At 36.6% G+C, this 17,539-nt stretch carries 6 protein-coding genes and 7 pseudogenes; 9 read left to right on the top strand and 4 right to left on the bottom strand.

What is annotated here, in order from left to right; all coding sequences use genetic code 11:
* The first annotated feature begins 8 nt into the window (after positions 1 to 8).
* The 3 genes from IPO27_13590 to IPO27_13580 all read left to right on the top strand — a co-directional run bounded on the left by IPO27_13590 (position 9) and on the right by IPO27_13580 (position 2,371).
* Entirely contained in the window at positions 9 to 581 is a 573-nt protein-coding gene (locus IPO27_13590; GenBank protein MBK8847509.1) for a hypothetical protein, read from the top strand.
* Between the two features lie 60 nt (positions 582 to 641).
* Entirely contained in the window at positions 642 to 902 is a 261-nt protein-coding gene (locus IPO27_13585; GenBank protein MBK8847508.1) for a hypothetical protein, read from the top strand.
* A 137-nt stretch (positions 903 to 1,039) separates the two neighbouring features.
* Positions 1,040 to 2,371: a hypothetical protein gene (locus IPO27_13580; GenBank protein ID MBK8847507.1), complete on the top strand. Its 1,332-nt coding sequence runs from the start codon at positions 1,040 to 1,042 to the stop codon at positions 2,369 to 2,371.
* 315 nt (positions 2,372 to 2,686) lie between these two features.
* Here IPO27_13580 and IPO27_13575 read toward each other — a convergent pair.
* Positions 2,687 to 4,229, bottom strand: a pseudogene (locus tag IPO27_13575) (IS1182 family transposase).
* Between the two features lie 149 nt (positions 4,230 to 4,378).
* On the opposite strand from IPO27_13575, the pseudogene IPO27_13570 reads away from it, so the two are divergent.
* From IPO27_13570 to IPO27_13560, 3 genes and pseudogenes are all read left to right on the top strand, one after another.
* A pseudogene (locus IPO27_13570) lies at positions 4,379 to 7,707 on the top strand (AAA family ATPase).
* Positions 7,707 to 9,070: pseudogene (locus IPO27_13565) on the top strand (hypothetical protein). The pseudogenes IPO27_13570 and IPO27_13565 overlap by 1 nt, the downstream one beginning before the upstream one ends.
* Positions 9,071 to 9,238: 168 nt before the next feature.
* Positions 9,239 to 10,222 carry a hypothetical protein gene (locus IPO27_13560; protein ID MBK8847506.1) on the top strand — a complete coding sequence of 328 codons (984 nt, stop codon included), beginning with the start codon at positions 9,239 to 9,241 and terminating at the stop codon, positions 10,220 to 10,222.
* 332 nt (positions 10,223 to 10,554) lie between these two features.
* Here IPO27_13560 and IPO27_13555 read toward each other — a convergent pair.
* Positions 10,555 to 11,999: pseudogene (locus IPO27_13555) on the bottom strand (IS1182 family transposase).
* 149 nt (positions 12,000 to 12,148) lie between these two features.
* On the opposite strand from IPO27_13555, the pseudogene IPO27_13550 reads away from it, so the two are divergent.
* Positions 12,149 to 12,426, top strand: a pseudogene (locus IPO27_13550) (PhzF family phenazine biosynthesis protein).
* A gap of 148 nt (positions 12,427 to 12,574) precedes the next feature.
* Here the strand turns inward: IPO27_13550 and IPO27_13545 are convergent.
* Positions 12,575 to 14,118: pseudogene (locus tag IPO27_13545) on the bottom strand (IS1182 family transposase).
* 355 nt (positions 14,119 to 14,473) lie between these two features.
* Here IPO27_13545 and IPO27_13540 point away from each other — a divergent pair.
* Positions 14,474 to 14,701, top strand: a complete 228-nt coding sequence (locus tag IPO27_13540) for a hypothetical protein (protein ID MBK8847505.1) — start codon at positions 14,474 to 14,476, stop codon at positions 14,699 to 14,701.
* A gap of 578 nt (positions 14,702 to 15,279) precedes the next feature.
* Here the strand turns inward: IPO27_13540 and IPO27_13535 are convergent.
* A pseudogene (locus tag IPO27_13535) lies at positions 15,280 to 16,721 on the bottom strand (IS1182 family transposase).
* A gap of 335 nt (positions 16,722 to 17,056) precedes the next feature.
* Here IPO27_13535 and IPO27_13530 point away from each other — a divergent pair.
* Positions 17,057 to 17,308 carry a hypothetical protein gene (locus IPO27_13530; protein ID MBK8847504.1) on the top strand — a complete coding sequence of 84 codons (252 nt, stop codon included), beginning with the start codon at positions 17,057 to 17,059 and terminating at the stop codon, positions 17,306 to 17,308.
* The last annotated feature ends 231 nt before the right edge of the window (positions 17,309 to 17,539 follow it).

Here is a 17,539-nt window from a genome sequence, read left to right as displayed (position 1 = left end):
TTGAACTAATGAAAAATATAAAACCAATTTCTCTACGACCGCTTTTAATGAGTGCATCGGTTGACTTTCTTAGTCAAGAGGAAATGGCTTGCTTGACGACACAAGAAGGACTTCCTGAATTGATTAGTCAACTTTTGTATTATAAGGAAGAAGGCAAATCACTCTATCCCGAGATTTACATTTTTGACGACATAGATTTAGTGAAAAAGGTATTACCAAATTCACAAGTTTGTTTTATTGGCACTGGCGACAAGACCAAAGCAACGATGCTTAAAGCATTAAAGAAATGTGCACCACTGACAGAAAACGGTTGGGCAATTTATATCCTTCGAAAAGAAAATGCGTTTGACTTTGGTGTTTTTAGAGCAGGGACTTCAATTCTTTCAGTTTCAATTTCGGAAGCATTAATTGATGACGGAACTGACGACATAAAAGCAATTTTAATTCATCAAATCGCAGAAAAGTTAATTGAAGTCAAAGGAATAAAAGCGAACTCAATACTTATCAGTTATGGAAGTCAAGAGCATTCAGCAAATTCACCGACAGCAAATCAACCTAAATTCATTGATACCATTGTGTGACAAGTAAGGCAAGAACTCAAAGACCCAACTATTAATTTCTTCAAAAAAGTTTTTCTTGAAGTGCTTCAAAAAGGACACGGAACATTGGCTTGTGTAATTAGCCACAAGAAAAAAGAACTACCAAAAAAACTTCAAGACGGAATAGCACTTGAACAGCGAATCAATATTCCTAAAGTTATTGCAGAGTTATTGGACAAAAACGATTTGCAAGCAAACTCACAACTTGAAGGACAATTTTCTTTGATAACTGGAATGATGCAAAGCGATGGCATAACAATTTTCACAGACAACGGTGAAGTTGCTTTTACAATGCTTTTGTAAAGCATCCTGAAAAACTTACAAAACAAAAACAACTGGAGGAGCAAGAAGTAGAACATTCCTAACTTTGTGTGATATGATTGGGAACGGAATTGAATCTGCTTACATACAATCTCAAGACGGTAAAATAGAATTCAACAATGGAAAATAATTCAGTCATACTTTGGAAAAATACTGACTTACCAGTATTGCCTAAAAAAGTAATTCATATTGCGGAGTTAGTTAATTGCGGTATGCAACTTTCTACAAAAGACCAAAACCAAATCATACGAACCTTTGAAGAAGGTTCATACGAAATGGTGTCCACCTACATTTGGACAAAAGCAATTAACTCATTAAAAAATCAACTTGGTAAAATGGGTATGTCTTTCATTGCAGAAATGTTGGACAGGCCCGATATTAATGAACATACAAATCTTCAACAAGCAATATCAGAATTTGAAGCTATCAGGTTAGCAGAAGAGTTAGGTGTAATAAGCGGCACAGCCGCATTCAGGTTGAAACAAGCAATGGAAACTGTTACTCATTTTAATCAACCTGAACTTGAAGATGACCCCGAAAATGATTTATCAGAAGAAGAAACAAAAGCAATTATCCGTTCATGTATTCAAGGTGTTTTAGGTTACAACAAGATTGAAGCAGCTATTGACTTCAAAAATTTCAGAACTGAGTTAGAAGCTGTAACGCTTACAGACGAAAGCCCATATCTCTTAAAGTTAGTTCAAAGCCCATATTTTTTCCATCGGACAACAATTAGAATTTTGCTTTCATTAGTTAAATCGTCTTCGGGTGCACAACTTGAAAACTCCCTTGCAAATTCCAACTTAATAATCCCTAAAATTTGGAGCAACCTAAAACACCCAGAAAAATATCAAGTTGGTAGAAGTTACTCTGAATTATTTGCAGACGGGAAAACCAAAGCTGCAAGTGGCTTAAAACAAGTTCTTCTAAAAGTAAAAGGATTTGATTTTGTTCCAGAAGATTTGCGTTCATCTTCATTTATTAAAGTGGCAAATGAAGTTCTTTCTGCACATGAAGGAATGAATAATTTCTATAACGAGCCAGCACCAACAAGCACACTTTATAGAATGGGTAGTGTAATTCCTATTCCTGCATTTCCTATTTGCATGACAGCAATTCTTTCGGTAAAACTTGGTAACACATGGGGAGTTTCCAATGCTGCACAGGACAGTGCAATGGCAATGCTAAAAACAATTACACATGACAGATGGGTTTATTTCTTTAATGAGTGTGTTCAAACAAACGAGAGATTACTTTATAAACTGACTATGAATAATCCATCATCCAGATGGATGAATCTTTTTGGAAAAGAATTAATCGAAAATATTTTGCCAGAAATAACGGAAAGAGATGTTGTCAATTTATTGAAGTTTACAAAAGATAAAAAGCAAGACAAGCTAAATAGGATTGCAAATGAAATGTATTCTAAACTTGGTTACGCAAACAAATAATAGACGACAACGAAATGAATATAAATCGACTTCAACAAAGCGACTGCAAACATGATACGACCTTGCTACGTGGGAAGATTCGGGCAGCAGGTAACACGGGTTTGGCAAAAGTGGCGGTTCAGTGCTCCGCAGACACATTTGTGGTTAATCAAAGTTTGGTTCTCCGCATCAACATTTGTGGTGAAAATCGCCACCTTCGCCAAGCCCGAAAACGTCAGGATGTGAAAAAACACCATTTCAAAAATTATACGAGCCAAAATTCTGCTTTAACCATGACTATATACGATTTAGGGTGATTTTAACCAAGGCAGTTTTTTAGGCCGCTACACTATACTCGTAAAATTGGATGCGTAGAAATTGATGTAATGCGGTCGTTTTTGATTGAGACCGCGAAATCCTTTGGTAATCAGGATTCCAATTTTTTAATTTTTGTAACAGTGGCTGTATACCTAGTATGTTTATTGTGCGCTTGAGGTTGTAAACTGTCATGATGAGGCTCCATTCTCCGTTCACTTTTATTAATCCTTTTAGATTTGTGTAGTAATATCCCCATACTCTTTTGATAGTTCCAAATATATGCTCATTAATTTCTTGTCGCTTTCGGTACAATTCTTTGTTGTTGTGGTAGCGGGCATTGTTGGCTTCTACTTCGGCTGCAAACTCACTGCGTTCTATTTCGCGGCCTCCTTTGGCGCGCCCTGTGCACAGGTGTTTTGCAGGGCAGGTTTTACATTTTGGTGTACGGTATTTTTTAAATTGGTAAGTATCGCGCTCGCGCGATTTGCGATGCCATGTGCCTGTGGTTGTTAGTGTTGCGCCTTGTGGACATGTATATGTATCGGTGCTTTCATCGTATACAAACTTAGTTACTACGTAATCGGGGGGTGGTGCCATGCTCGTTGCTGTTTACTATTTCGGGTGGTGCTACTATGGTTACTATGCCGGCATTGGTGGCCTGCTGTATTTGCCGGCCGTTGTGGTATCCCTTATCTACTATAGCTGTATACGTTGATACATCCATATTTTGCTTTGCTTCGGTGGCAATATCAGTAAGCGCATTTCTATCATTGCGATTGATGGTATGTGTGGCCACTACTAATTTATGCTTTTCATCTACTGCTGCTTGCGTATTGTAACTCACTTCCACAACCTGGCCTTGTATGAGCAAGGCACGTGCATCGGCATCGGTGGTGCTTATTTGTGGCTGACCACTCTGGGCTAACTCTTTTTGCAAGGCTTCGTAGTTAATTTTGCTGGCTTTTAATTTTTCAATTTTATGTGCTATATCATCTATTTGCAATTCCTGTTCGTTGGCATCGCAAGCGTCTAATTGAGTTATATACTCATTAACCTTGTTTTCGATATAGGTCAAATGGCGTTCTATTTTTTTGGGATTGTAATTATTCTTCTTGCTATTGTGTGCTCGAGACTTGGTACCATCAATGGCTATTAATTCTTTACCAAGCAAATCGCAATCTGAAAGAAACTGCACAAACAACTTAAAGGTGTTGCGCAAGGCTTGGGAGTTGTCTTTACGGAAGTCTGCTATACTATGGTAATTGGGAACAAGGTTGCCGCACAACCATTGCATTTCAACATTACGCATGCACTCGCGCTCAAGCTTACGCGATGAGCGTATGCCGTTGATGTAACCGTATATGTATACTTTGAGAAATAATTTTCTATCGAACGATGGACGCCCCTCAGTGTTGATGTTAGTTACCTCAAACTGTAACTGAGGTAAATCGAGCTTATCAACAAATGCATCGATAAAACGAACTGGGTTGTTTGCCGAAATACGACAGTCAAGCGAACTAAAATCTACCTGATGTCTATTGGCTTGCGCTATGTGCTGCATGCAAAAATATTTTTTCAAAAATAGTAATCACCAGTGCTTATGTTTTTTATTTTTACCACATGTTATTAACGTGTGGCTGTTGAGGAAATGGTTTTTTCACAGGCTGACGTTAGCCACCATATTAGAAAACCGACAGTACAAGACTAAAAATGATATTAAACAAGTACCAGACATACGGACAAATTCAAAAACGGGGCTACTCATTGACAGCGCAAGTTGAAAATGAAAATGGAGAAGTTTTTTTTGCGAAATGGATAAGTGGTATAAAACGAAACTCTCAACCTAGCAAAATCCTATTCGACAAACTTAGACATTTAAAGAAAGCTGTACATCCAGCATTACCAAATATTGTTGAATACGAATGGGACGAAAGTAATGACGCTTACTGCATTATTTTTGAATACAAAAATGCTCAATCACTCGAAGAACGAATTTGGGACATTAAGCCAACTTTCTTTCTAAAAGGAATAGAGCAGATTATCAACTGTCTTCAACAACTTCAACAAAATCATAGATTATCGCACGGAGATATAACTCCTGCAAACATATTAGTAGATGAAAATCTAGATTTTTACCTAATTGACTTTGGCATTGCGGACATATCTTCAACATTAAGTCAAGAACAAAACCTCGAAATTTTTGCCAAAGAATTTGCAGCACCTGAGAAATGGGATAGAAAAATACCAAAAGGATTTCCATATCAATCTGACATTTATTCAATAGGCAAAGTAACTGAATGGTATTTCGCACAAAAAGACATTTCTGAATATCAAGACATTAAATTATTAATTGACAGTGCTTGCAGACAAGAACCATCTAGCAGAACCAACTATAACTCTTTGTCTGAATTCTTGGGAAGAATTTCCTCAACCATTGCTTTCGACAACGAAAACATTGTTATAGTTTCTAATGCAAATGAACTCTTATTGAGTGAACTTAATGATAGTGAGTTTAAGCCAAGTTTAGATGTTAGCCCCAACAACAAAGGCGAAAACATCCTCTTGAATATTGCTACTAAAAGTTTATATAGCAATGCATTATGGCTGATTTATGACCAAGAATTGAGAATATTATCTTGCGATTATAAAGAAAGTTCACAACAACGATATGAATTAGCTTTAAAAAAGGGAGACATTCTAAATTTACCTGTAAACTTCGTTGGCAATTCAGGTTTTTATTATCCTCAAAAATTAAACCTAACGCCATTTTTTAAGAAAATACAGAAGAATAAGCAGCACGAAGGAGAATACAGAAAAGGCAAAATCGAAATCAATAAAGAACTTGTTTTTTTCAAAGAACTACTTGAAAAAGAATTGAAAGTCTTGGAAGAAAATTCTCTAAGATTGAGATATGATTCTTTTGAAAAGAAAGGAGACTTTGAAATTTGGTTTAAAATTCAAGAGAACGAAAAGTTTTCAAAGAACGGACATATATTTTCTCACATTGACAAAGCAACGCCACCAAACCCAGAAGAATTTGAATACATTTTGAGCCAAACGGCTGATAAAAAGCATATGAAAGAGCCTTTGAAATTTTCGGGTGTTGCTTTTGACTTTAATACAAAAAGTAGAGTATTCAAATTCAAAGACTGTGAGCGATTAGACTTTGAGAAAATACCCAAAAATGGGTATCTCTTTGAGAACATAAGTAAACAAGAAGAAGAAAAAAAGCGGCAACAAGAAGCAATTAGAAAAGTTGAATATAACGAAGTTCAAAACAGAGATTTAATTCACTTCTTATTTAATCCAACGGACTTGCAAGGAAAATATTTAGAGCAATATGAACTTGAAAAAGTCTTTCAAACAGACAAAGAAGGAACTAAATTAAATTATAGTTCAAACCAAACAAGAGCAATTTTAAATGCTATTCAAAGAGAGCCATTAACTGTAATACAAGGTCCACCAGGAACAGGTAAGACCACAGTAATTACAGAAATAGTATGTCAAATTCTAGATAAAAATCCTGATGCAAAAATTCGCATTACATCACAGACAAATGATGCTGTTGACAATGTATTGGATAACCTTTTAGAAAAAGAAATTCCAATTGTTCGTTTGAGTGGAGTAAGAAAACCTAAACAATCATTAAAAAAGCACACCTTAGAACGCAAAATTGAAGGTTGGAAAGAAGAAGTTAAGAAAAAAGCGCAGAACGAATGGAGAAAATTTGAAACCTACTTTCTTCAAGAAATTGAAAAAGAAAATGTATTACTCAAATCAATAGTAAACATTCTGATTGATAAAAAAGATTGGAAAACCAAAAAAGCACAGATAGAGAAATTACTTGAACGTATTAAAGGATTTGAAAACATTAACAATTCACTTCAAAATCAAGACACCTTACTTAATGCTCTTGACAAACAAACTAATTGCGGAATTTTATCATTTTTCAGTAAACTGCAAATTCAAATTGATTGGCTTGCAGCTATAAGTTCATTAGATGAGAATAGCACAGTAAATCAAAAACTGATTGATAGTATTAGAGTTATTGGGGCAACAACAAATCATATCGCATCAAAAAAATATGCTAAGTACAACTTTGAGTTTGATTATGTGATAATGGATGAGAGCGGAAAGGCAACAACCGCAGAAGCATTGATTCCAATTGTGTTAGCTGAAAAATTGGTTTTAGTTGGCGACCATAGACAATTAAGACCAATGCTAACAGCAAACCGAGAAGTTGAAAAATGGCTAAGAAATAAATATAAATCTGATTCAGATGATTTTGACAGTTGGGATGATTACTTCAATCGCCCAAGTATTTTTGAGCAAGTCATTACTCGAATAGATGAAGATTTCAAAAGCCAACTCGAAGAATGCAGAAGAATGCCCGAAGATGCTGTTTACTTACCTCTAAGTGTTTCTATGAGCCATATAACGAACGAATTGAGCCTATTAAGAGAACTAAGGACAAAGAACACAACCTTGACCTTAAAGTAGACAGCTCCATTGTATTTTTAGATATTGGAAATACTCATAAAAGCGAAATTGATGGTAGTGGTTCGTCTCGAAATAAATTAAGTGCAAGTTTTATCCCAAAATTACTTTTGGAACTAGATAAGTTTGAAAAAGTTAAAGACTATTCTGTTGGGGTCATTACAGGCTATACTGCACAGTTAAGAGAGATAAAAAACATTGTTCGGAAAGAACTTTATAACAAAAATCTGAAACGAATTAAAACTGCGGATGTAGCTATTTCGGTAGTTGACAAATTCCAAGGTTTAGAAAAGGATATTATCATTTTTGATTTAGTTAGAAGCCAGCAAAACACGCTAGGATTTTTAGCTAATGCAAACAGAATAAATGTGGCACTTTCAAGGCATAAAAAACTACTCATCATCATTGGGAATTATGATTGGCTTGTTCAAGTAAAGTCCAATTCAACCAATAGTTTTACTCCTTCAATTCCTCCACTTCAGAAATATTTAAAAGAGATAAAAAAAGAGTGGATTGTGAAAAACATTCAGCAGATATTCTAATGGAAATACAAGAAATACATCAAAAGCTTGAAAAGCAATGTGCTAGTGATTATAGAATTAACGAAATAATTCTATTTGCATATCCATTTAGACGTATTCGGATTAATGCAACCGTTAACAAATCACCCGAAAAATCAATACAGCAGATTTACTCTGTTCTGCTAAGAACAATATTAGAAGGATACACCAAAGAAGATGACCTGATAAAATTTTTGGGCTTACATAAAGAAGATTTCATTTTGCGTGAACTCTATTTTTTAAGAGAAAGGGGCTTTGCAGATTTGACATCAGGAAATTGGATTGTTACAGACCAAGGCAAAGATTTCATAAAAGACAACTCGATACTTAAAATCCTTGAAGAAGATGAATTTGAGTTTTTATTTGATACAGTTTCAAATGAAATAGTATCAAAAGAATTCAGACTAATTTCTCAAAAGGACATTGAAAATAAACTAATGTCTGAGTTTGATTTTGACCATAAAAGCCCTGAAATTTTAAATGATAAAAACGAACAGCTGTCAGATATTTACAAACGACAAAATAATGGAAAGGCATATCTTGTGGACTATGACAAGAATAAAATTCTCTTTGACAAAAAAGAGTTTAACGACTATTATCTCATTGAATATATTCCACGCAAAGGCAAGGAGAATGAACTTGAGCCATTTATAGAAGTAAGGAATTTTGATAAGGAAATTACACTTGAGAAACGATTGACAAAGGTTTTAGCGAAAAAATACCCTGCAATACTATACCAATTCTCTAATTCTGAAAGAACAGCTTTGGCTGAAATTGAAGAAGATGACTTTGAAGTTTTGGAAGAATTCCAAACCAAAGAAATACCTCCAACCCATATTTCAACCACAGAAACTCTTTCTGTATGGGAGACGCAAGCAAAGTTTGAAGAAGCGCTAAAAACTGTCAAAAATAAAATTCTAATTGAAAGCCCTTGGATTAAGAAAGCAACCTTGAATTACATTCAATCAATCGAAAATGCTTTAGGAAAGGAATTGCCATCATCATTCTATATGGCATTGAAAGTAATGACGAACACCATTTTGGAACTATTGAAAAGCTTAGAAGTCTTGAAAGAATATTCAATAAAAATTTTCACTTAATTCATTTACCAACACACTTCCAAAGTAAAAACAACTACCAAATGACAGGAACTCATAGAAAGCTTGTTATTAAAGATGACGACTATTACATACAAGGCAGTTTTAACTTTTTGTCATTCAATAAAAAAGAAGGACAAAAGATAGCAAACGAAGAAAGTATTTTAATAAACAACAAAGTGATTGACAAATGGAAAACAGTAATTAAAGAATATGAATTGGACGACAAAATACTTGACGGAAAATAGAAATACGGTGGCTAACATCACCTATACGCAAGCAGGGGTTTCATGCTTCGTAGGACAGGAAAGTGATAAAATTAAAGTTCAGTTCTTCGTAGGAAGTTCAGTGGTAAAATGCCCTGCCTGCGTATAGCTGAGAAACGTTATGGCAAATAGTAAAAATCCGATACGACAATGATATTTGATGTAAATAAAGACAGTTACGAAATAAAAAGAAGGAAAGGAATCCGCTTGTCGACAATCGGCTGGAAAGAAGAAGATTTTCAAAAAATGATGTATGAAAATCTTGATGTTTTGCTCCCAGAAGACGAGTTGCTACTAATAATGCAATCAAGAAGGTGGCAAGAAGAACCCGACTTGATGGCAATTGACAAAAACGGAGACCTTTACATCTTTGAGCTCAAAGCTTGGGAGTCTCTGGAAAGTAACTTATTGCAAGTTTTGAGATATGGACAAATTTTCGGACAGAGCTCGTATGCTGACTTGAATGAACTTTATTTAAACTTTTTCCCAAGTAGCAGCAATCTTTTAAGCTCATTAAATGAAAAGTTTAATACTCAACTGACAGACCAAGATATAAATAAGAAACAGAAATTTATTTTGATAACTAACGGTCTTGACTTTAAGACAAGAGCAACAATTAAATATTGGGCAGAGCAAGGAGTAAGTATATCAAGTTGGATTTATAAGGTGTATCAAGTTGACAACCAAATATTGCTGGACTTTGAGACTTACAGGAAGACACCAAACCCTTACGAAGATATAGATGAAGGATATTACATTTTAAACACAAACATTCAAGGTGGTGAAGAAGATGAAATCGATATGCTAACTAACCAAAAAGCCGCAGCATATTTCGAACCATGGAAATACAAAATTGAACAAATCAATAAAGGTGACAGAGTCTTTCTTTATAGGTCAGGTGTTGGAATAATTGCAAAGGGTATTGGTTCAGGAGTAATTGACAAACTTCCTTATCAAGGGCAAGAAAAATGGGCAAATGAAGAATACTCAACTAAACTGACAAAATTCAAAAAGTTATCTAAACCGATAAGGGCTTCGGAAATAAAGAAAATATCAGGAGTTAATTATGTTTTTATGCAGACAATGTTTTCGATGGACAAAGAAACTGGAGAAAAATTATGGAAGACGGAATAAGAACTACTTGCCATAACAGCACCTACCCAAAAGTGGCGGTTCAGTGGTTAAATCGAGTTTTGTGCTTCTATCAAAGTTTCTGCTTGGTTGACAGTGAAGTGCTTCGAAATCGCCACCTTCGGGTAGCTGCAAAACGTCAGGTTGTGAAAAAACCCATTTTGGAAAATTTTGCCAGCCGAATCCGTTCCATAACGGTGACCATATACGATTTAGACGATTTTAACGGGGGTTGTTTTTTAGGCCGCTACACTATAGTCGCAAAATTGAATGCGTAGAATTTGATGTAATGAGGTCGTTTTTGATTTTAGCCGTGAAATCCTTGTGTAGTCAGGATTCCAGTTTTTTAGTTTTTCTAACAGTGGCTGTATACCTAGTATGTTGATTGTGCGCTTGAGGTTGTAAACTGTCATGATGAGGCTCCATTCTCCGTTCACTTTTATTAATCCTTTTAGATTTGTGTAGTAATATCCCCATACTCTTTTGATAGTTCCAAATATGTGTTCATTTATTTCTTGTCGCTTTCGGTACAATTCTTTGTTGTTGTGGTAGCGGGCATTGTTGGCTTCTACTTCGGCTGCAAATTCGCTGCGTTCTATTTCGCGGCCTCCTTTGGCGCGCCCTGTGCACAGGTGTTTTGCAGGGCAGGTTTTACATTTTGGTGTACGGTATTTTTAAATTGGTAAGTATCGCGCTCGCGCGATTTGCGATGCCATGTGCCTGTGGTTGTTAGTGTTGCGCCTTGTGGACATGTATATGTATCGGTGCTTTCATCGTATACAAACTTAGTTACTACGTAATCGGGGGTGGTGCCATGCTCGTTGCTGTTTACTATTTCGGGTGGTGCTACAATGGTGGTTATGCCTGCTTGTGTGGTCTGCTGTATCTGCCTACCGTTGTGATACCCTTTATCTACTATTACTGTATACGTTTCTACCTCCATGTTTTGTTTTGCTTCTTTGGCAATATCAGTAAGCGCATTTCTATCATTGCGATTTATGGTATGTGTGGCTACTACTAATTTATGTTTTTCATCTACTGCTGCTTGTGTATTGTAACTCACTTCCACAACCTGGCCTTGTATGAGCAAGGCACGTGCATCGGCATCGGTGGTGCTTATTTGTGGCTGACCACTCTGGGCTAACTCTTTTTGCAAGGCTTCGTAGTTAATTTTGCTGGCTTTTAATTTTTCAATTTTATGTGCTATATCATCTATTTTCAATTCCTGTTCGTTGGCATCGCAAGCGTCTAATTGAGTTATATACTCATTAACCTTGTTTTCGATATAGGTCAAATGGCGTTCTATTTTTTTGGGATTGTAATTATTCTTCTTGCTATTGTGTGCTCGAGACTTGGTACCATCAATGGCTATTAATTCTTTACCAAGCAAATCGCAATCTGAAAGAAACTGCACAAACAACTTAAAGGTGTTGCGCAAGGCTTGGGAGTTGTCTTTACGGAAGTCTGCTATACTATGGTAATTGGGAACAAGGTTGCCGCACAACCATTGCATTTCAACATTACGCATGCACTCGCGCTCAAGCTTACGCGATGAGCGTATGCCGTTGATGTAACCGTATATGTATACTTTGAGAAATAATTTTCTATCGAACGATGGACGCCCCTCAGTGTTGATGTTAGTTACCTCAAACTGTAACTGAGGTAAATCGAGCTTATCAACAAATGCATCGATAAAACGAACTGGGTTGTTTGCCGAAATACGACAGTCAAGCGAACTAAAATCTACCTGATGTCTATTGGCTTGCGCTATGTGCTGCATGCAAAAATATATTTTTCAAAAATAGTAATCACCAGTGCTTATGTTTTTTATTTTTACCACATGTTATTAACGTGTGGCTGTTGAGGAAATGGTTTTTTCACAGGCTGACGTTAGCGGTAATTTTAAACAGAACATAGTGAAAACATAATATATATCAAATTGACGCATTTACGGACACAATTTTTGGAGGAAATCCTGCTTGTGTTGTGCCACTTGACAATTGGTTGTCAGACGAAATCTTGTTGAAAATAGCGAAAGAGAATGCAGTTGCTGAAACTGCTTTTTTGTTGACAAAGGAGAAAAAATCCATTTACGATGGTTTACGCCTGAAATTGAAATGGATTTGTGCGGTCACGCTACACTTGCAACTGCTCATAGTTTAGCGACAATTCTTGACTATAAGAAAGATAAAATTGTGTTTGAAACTTTAAGTCTTTTGTGGTGAAAAGCCCGCCCTTCGGGTAGCTGCAAAACGTCAGGTTGTGAAAAAACCCATTTTGGAAAATTTTGCCAGCCGAATCCGTTCCATAACGGTGACCATATACGATTTAGACGATTTTAACGGGGGTTGTTTTTTAGGCCGCTACACTATACTCGTAAAATTGGATGCGTAGAAATTGATGTAATGCAGTCGTTTTTGATTGAAGCCGTGGAATCCTTTTGTAATCTGGTTTCCAATTTTTTAATTTTTGTAACAGTGGCTGTATACCTAGTATGTTGATTGTGCGCTTGAGGTTGTAAACTGTCATGATGAGGCTCCATTCTCCGTTCACTTTTATTAATCCTTTTAGATTTGTGTAGTAATATCCCCATACTCTTTTGATAGTTCCAAATATATGCTCATTAATTTCTTGTCGCTTTCGGTACAATTCTTTGTTGTTGTGGTAGCGGGCATTGTTGGCTTCTACTTCGGCTGCAAATTCGCTGCGTTCTATTTCGCGGCCTCCTTTGGCGCGCCCTGTGCACAGGTGTTTTGCAGGGCAGGTTTTACATTTTGGTGTACGGTATTTTTTAAATTGGTAAGTATCGCGCTCGCGCGATTTGCGATGCCATGTGCCTGTGGTTGTTAGTGTTGCGCCTTGTGGACATGTATATGTATCGGTGCTTTCATCGTATACAAACTTAGTTACTACGTAATCGGGGGTGGTGCCATGCTCGTTGCTGTTTACTATTTCGGGTGGTGCTACTATGGTGGTTATGCCTGCATTGTGTGGTCTGCTGTATCTGCCTACCGTTGTGATATCCCTTTATCTACTATTACTGTATACGTTTCTACCTCCATGTTTTGCTTTGCTTCGGTGGCAATATCAGTAAGCGCATTTCTATCATTGCGATTGATGGTATGTGTGGCTACTACTAATTTATGTTTTTCATCTACTGCTGCTTGTGTATTGTAACTCACTTCCACAACCTGGCCTTGTATGAGCAAGGCACGTGCATCGGCATCGGTGGTGCTTATTTGTGGCTGACCACTCTGGGCTAACTCTTTCTGCAAGGCTTCGTAGTTAATTTTGCTGGCTTTTAATTTTTCAATTTTATGTGCTATATCATCTATTTTCAATTCCTGTTCGTTGGCATCGCAAGCGTCTAATTGAGTTATATACTCATTAACCTTGTTTTCGATATAGGTCAAATGGCGTTCTATTTTTTTGGGATTGTAATTATTCTTCTTGCTATTGTGTGCTCGAGACTTGGTACCATCAATGGCTATTAATTCTTTACCAAGCAAATCGCAATCTGAAAGAAACTGCACAAACAACTTAAAGGTGTTGCGCAAGGCTTGGGAGTTGTCTTTACGGAAGTCTGCTATACTATGGTAATTGGGAACAAGGTTGCCGCACAACCATTGCATTTCAACGTTGCGCATGCACTCGCGCTCAAGCTTACGCGATGAGCGGATGCCGTTGATGTAACCGTATATGTATACTTTGAGAAATAATTTTCTATCGAACGATGGACGCCCCTCAGTATTGATGTTGGTTACCTCAAACTGTAACTGAGCCAAATTGAGCTTATCAACAAATGCATCGATAAAACGAACTGGATTGTTTGCCGAAATACGACAGTCGAGCGAACTAAATTCTACCTGATGTCTATTGGCTTGTGTTATGTGCTGCATGCAAAAAATATTTTTTTCAAAAATATTAAACACCTGTGATTATGTTTTTTATTTTTACCACATGTTATTAACGTGTGGCTGTTGAGGAAATGGTTTTTTCACAGGCTGCCGTTAGCAGTAATTTAAAAAGACGACAGTGAAAAATTTGATAATCAAAATTTGGGACTTTTAACTTCTTATCTAATGCGACAGACAGAAAATTTATATTTAAGGAGACAATTTTAGTGATACAACAAAGATTGGAATTTTTCAACCGACAGACAAGTTTTTTATTAATTGATCTTGAAAGCATGCCAAAAATAAATTTTCAATCCTGGCTTGAATTTTTCGACAATAAATTAGTTTTCAAAAGTTTTTGACTATCCACTTTAAAAGGACAAATTATTCAAACTTCCTGTCAGAATACCTGGGACCTGATATTGGTTCAATAGACGCAGAAGAAAATGATACAACATTTAATCTTACCGACAATAACTATATAGCAAAGTGGAATTTAATTGCAAAGACACCAAAGTTTGTTGTTCTGGAAGTTCATAGTGATTACGCATTTCTTGTAACATTAACTTATGACAAAAAAAATTGAAGCAATCTTGACTGACCATGTAGATCAGCAGGAACGCATTGGCACACGACAAGAGACACTATGAAATGAAATTAAGACTTAGACAATTATACTAATGCAGAAATTCTAAGAAGTCACGGAGATGACAAATATAATTTCGATAATCAGACAACAGAAGAAAAATGGTTTATAGACAAAGATGGACACATTAAACAAAAATAAACTACTGCTAACAACACCCTTACAATATGCTGGAGTTTGATAAAAGCGGTTTTTTTCAGCGGTTTGCATTTGTTGGCGCTTGCTGCTAACCTGTGGAGCATTTGATAGTTTTGTGGTAGCAGAGCAGTCGAAGTGACTTTGTGCTAAAAAGCCCGCCCATCGTAAGGCTGCAAACCGTCAGGATGTGAAAAAACACCATTTCAAAAATTATACGAGCCAAAATTCTGCTTTAACCATGACTATATACGATTTAGGGTGATTTTAACCAAGGCAGTTTTTTAGGCCGCTACACTATAGTCGCAAAATTGAATGCGTAGAATTTGATGTAATGAGGTCGTTTTTGATTTTAGCCGTGAAATCCTTGTGTAATCTGGTTTCCAATTTTTTAATTTTTGTAACAGTGGCTGTATACCTAGTATGTTGATTGTGCGCTTGAGGTTGTACACGGTCATGATGAGGCTCCATTCTCCGTTCACTTTTATTAATCCTTTCAGATTTGTGTAGTAATATCCCCATACTCTTTTGATAGTTCCAAATATGTGCTCATTTATTTCTTGTCGCTTTCGGTACAATTCTTTGTTGTTGTGGTAGCGGGCATTGTTGGCTTCTACTTCGGCTGCAAATTCGCTGCGTTCTATTTCGCGGCCGCCTTTTGCACGACCGGTGCACAGGTGTTTTGCAGGGCAGGTTTTACATTTTGGTGTACGGTATTTTTTAAATTGGTAAGTATCGCGCTCGCGCGATTTGCGATGCCATGTGCCTGTGGTTGTTAGTGTTGCGCCTTGTGGACATGTATATGTATCGGTGCTTTCATCGTATACAAACTTAGTTACTACGTAATCGGGGGTGGTGCCATGCTCGTTGCTGTTTACTATTTCGGGTGGTGCTACAATGGTGGTTATGCCTGCTTGTGTGGTCTGCTGTATCTGCCTACCGTTGTGATACCCTTTATCTACTATTACTGTATACGTTTCTACCTCCATGTTTTGTTTTGCTTCTTTGGCAATATCAGTAAGCGCATTTCTATCATTGCGATTTATGGTATGTGTGGCTACTACTAATTTATGTTTTTCATCTACTGCTGCTTGTGTATTGTAACTCACTTCCACAACCTGGCCTTGTATGAGCAAGGCACGTGCATCGGCATCGGTGGTGCTTATTTGTGGCTGACCACTCTGGGCTAACTCTTTTTGCAAGGCTTCGTAGTTAATTTTGCTGGCTTTTAATTTTTCAATTTTATGTGCTATATCATCTATTTTCAATTCCTGTTCGTTGGCATCGCAAGCGTCTAATTGAGTTATATACTCATTAACCTTGTTTTCGATATAGGTCAAATGGCGTTCTATTTTTTGGGATTGTAATTATTCTTCTTGCTATTGTGTGCTCGAGACTTGGTACCATCAATGGCTATTAATTCTTTACCAAGCAAATCGCAATCTGAAAGAAACTGCACAAACAACTTAAAGGTGTTGCGCAAGGCTTGGGAGTTGTCTTTACGGAAGTCTGCTATACTATGGTAATTGGGAACAAGGTTGCCGCACAACCATTGCATTTCAACATTACGCATGCACTCGCGCTCAAGCTTACGCGATGAGCGTATGCCGTTGATGTAACCGTATATGTATACTTTGAGAAATAATTTTCTATCGAACGATGGACGCCCCTCAGTGTTGATGTTAGTTACCTCAAACTGTAACTGAGGTAAATCGAGCTTATCAACAAATGCATCGATAAAACGAACTGGGTTGTTTGCCGAAATACGACAGTCAAGCGAACTAAAATCTACCTGATGTCTATTGGCTTGCGCTATGTGCTGCATGCAAAAAATATTTTTTCAAAAATAGTAATCACCAGTGCTTATGTTTTTTATTTTTACCACATGTTATTAACGTGTGGCTGTTGAGGAAATGGTTTTTTCACAGGCTGCCGTTATCAGCAACCCTATGACGACAGTGCAAACATTAAATGACAGTACTAAAATGAACGACATAACAATTTTGGCAAAGCCATTTGGCTATCCTTCGCAAAAGCATAAGAGAAGCAACGCCACCCACAAGCCAAGCAGGTTTCACATTTACTTTTCCCCTCCCCCACCGCACGCACCAAAAAAATTCAACTTAAATCAAGTTATTTGAAACCTAAAACAAAATGACAATGGAGAATCTTATCATAGCTTTTATTTCAGTAACCGCAATCGGATTTGGCGTTACTATATTTTTTATTTCTAACCTTTTAAAGGAACAGAAACTTACAAACGAAAAACTGACTTCAAACAAAGAGGTTTTCATAAACATTAAAACGCAGTTGGAAAAGCTTGAAGTCGTTGAAAAGGAACATAAGACACTCTCAAAAGAAGGTTTTACCCAAATTGAAAACGCACTAAAAGAAACTATTAAACTTGACTAGTAAATGGACTTACTCCGTAACTACATTCAATACTTACGAGATGTCAGCAGAAAAATAGTTAATCGTGCAGGGTTTGAAAATGTTTTACCAGTTGAAACCCGAAAAAAGAAAAACTATTATTTTAATCTTGACAACTACACCGACATCGTTGAGCTATTCAAAGGTGATGAGTATTCCATTCCTAAATCTGGAAAAAGAATTTGCAGAGTATGTAAAACTGTAAACTCATTT

It is taken from the genome of Bacteroidota bacterium (genome assembly GCA_016714535.1).
Classification (GTDB): domain Bacteria; phylum Bacteroidota; class Bacteroidia; order AKYH767-A; family OLB10; genus JADKFV01.
Note: the sequence above shows the minus strand (reverse complement) of the source record. Positions and strands in the feature narration are given on the sequence as shown.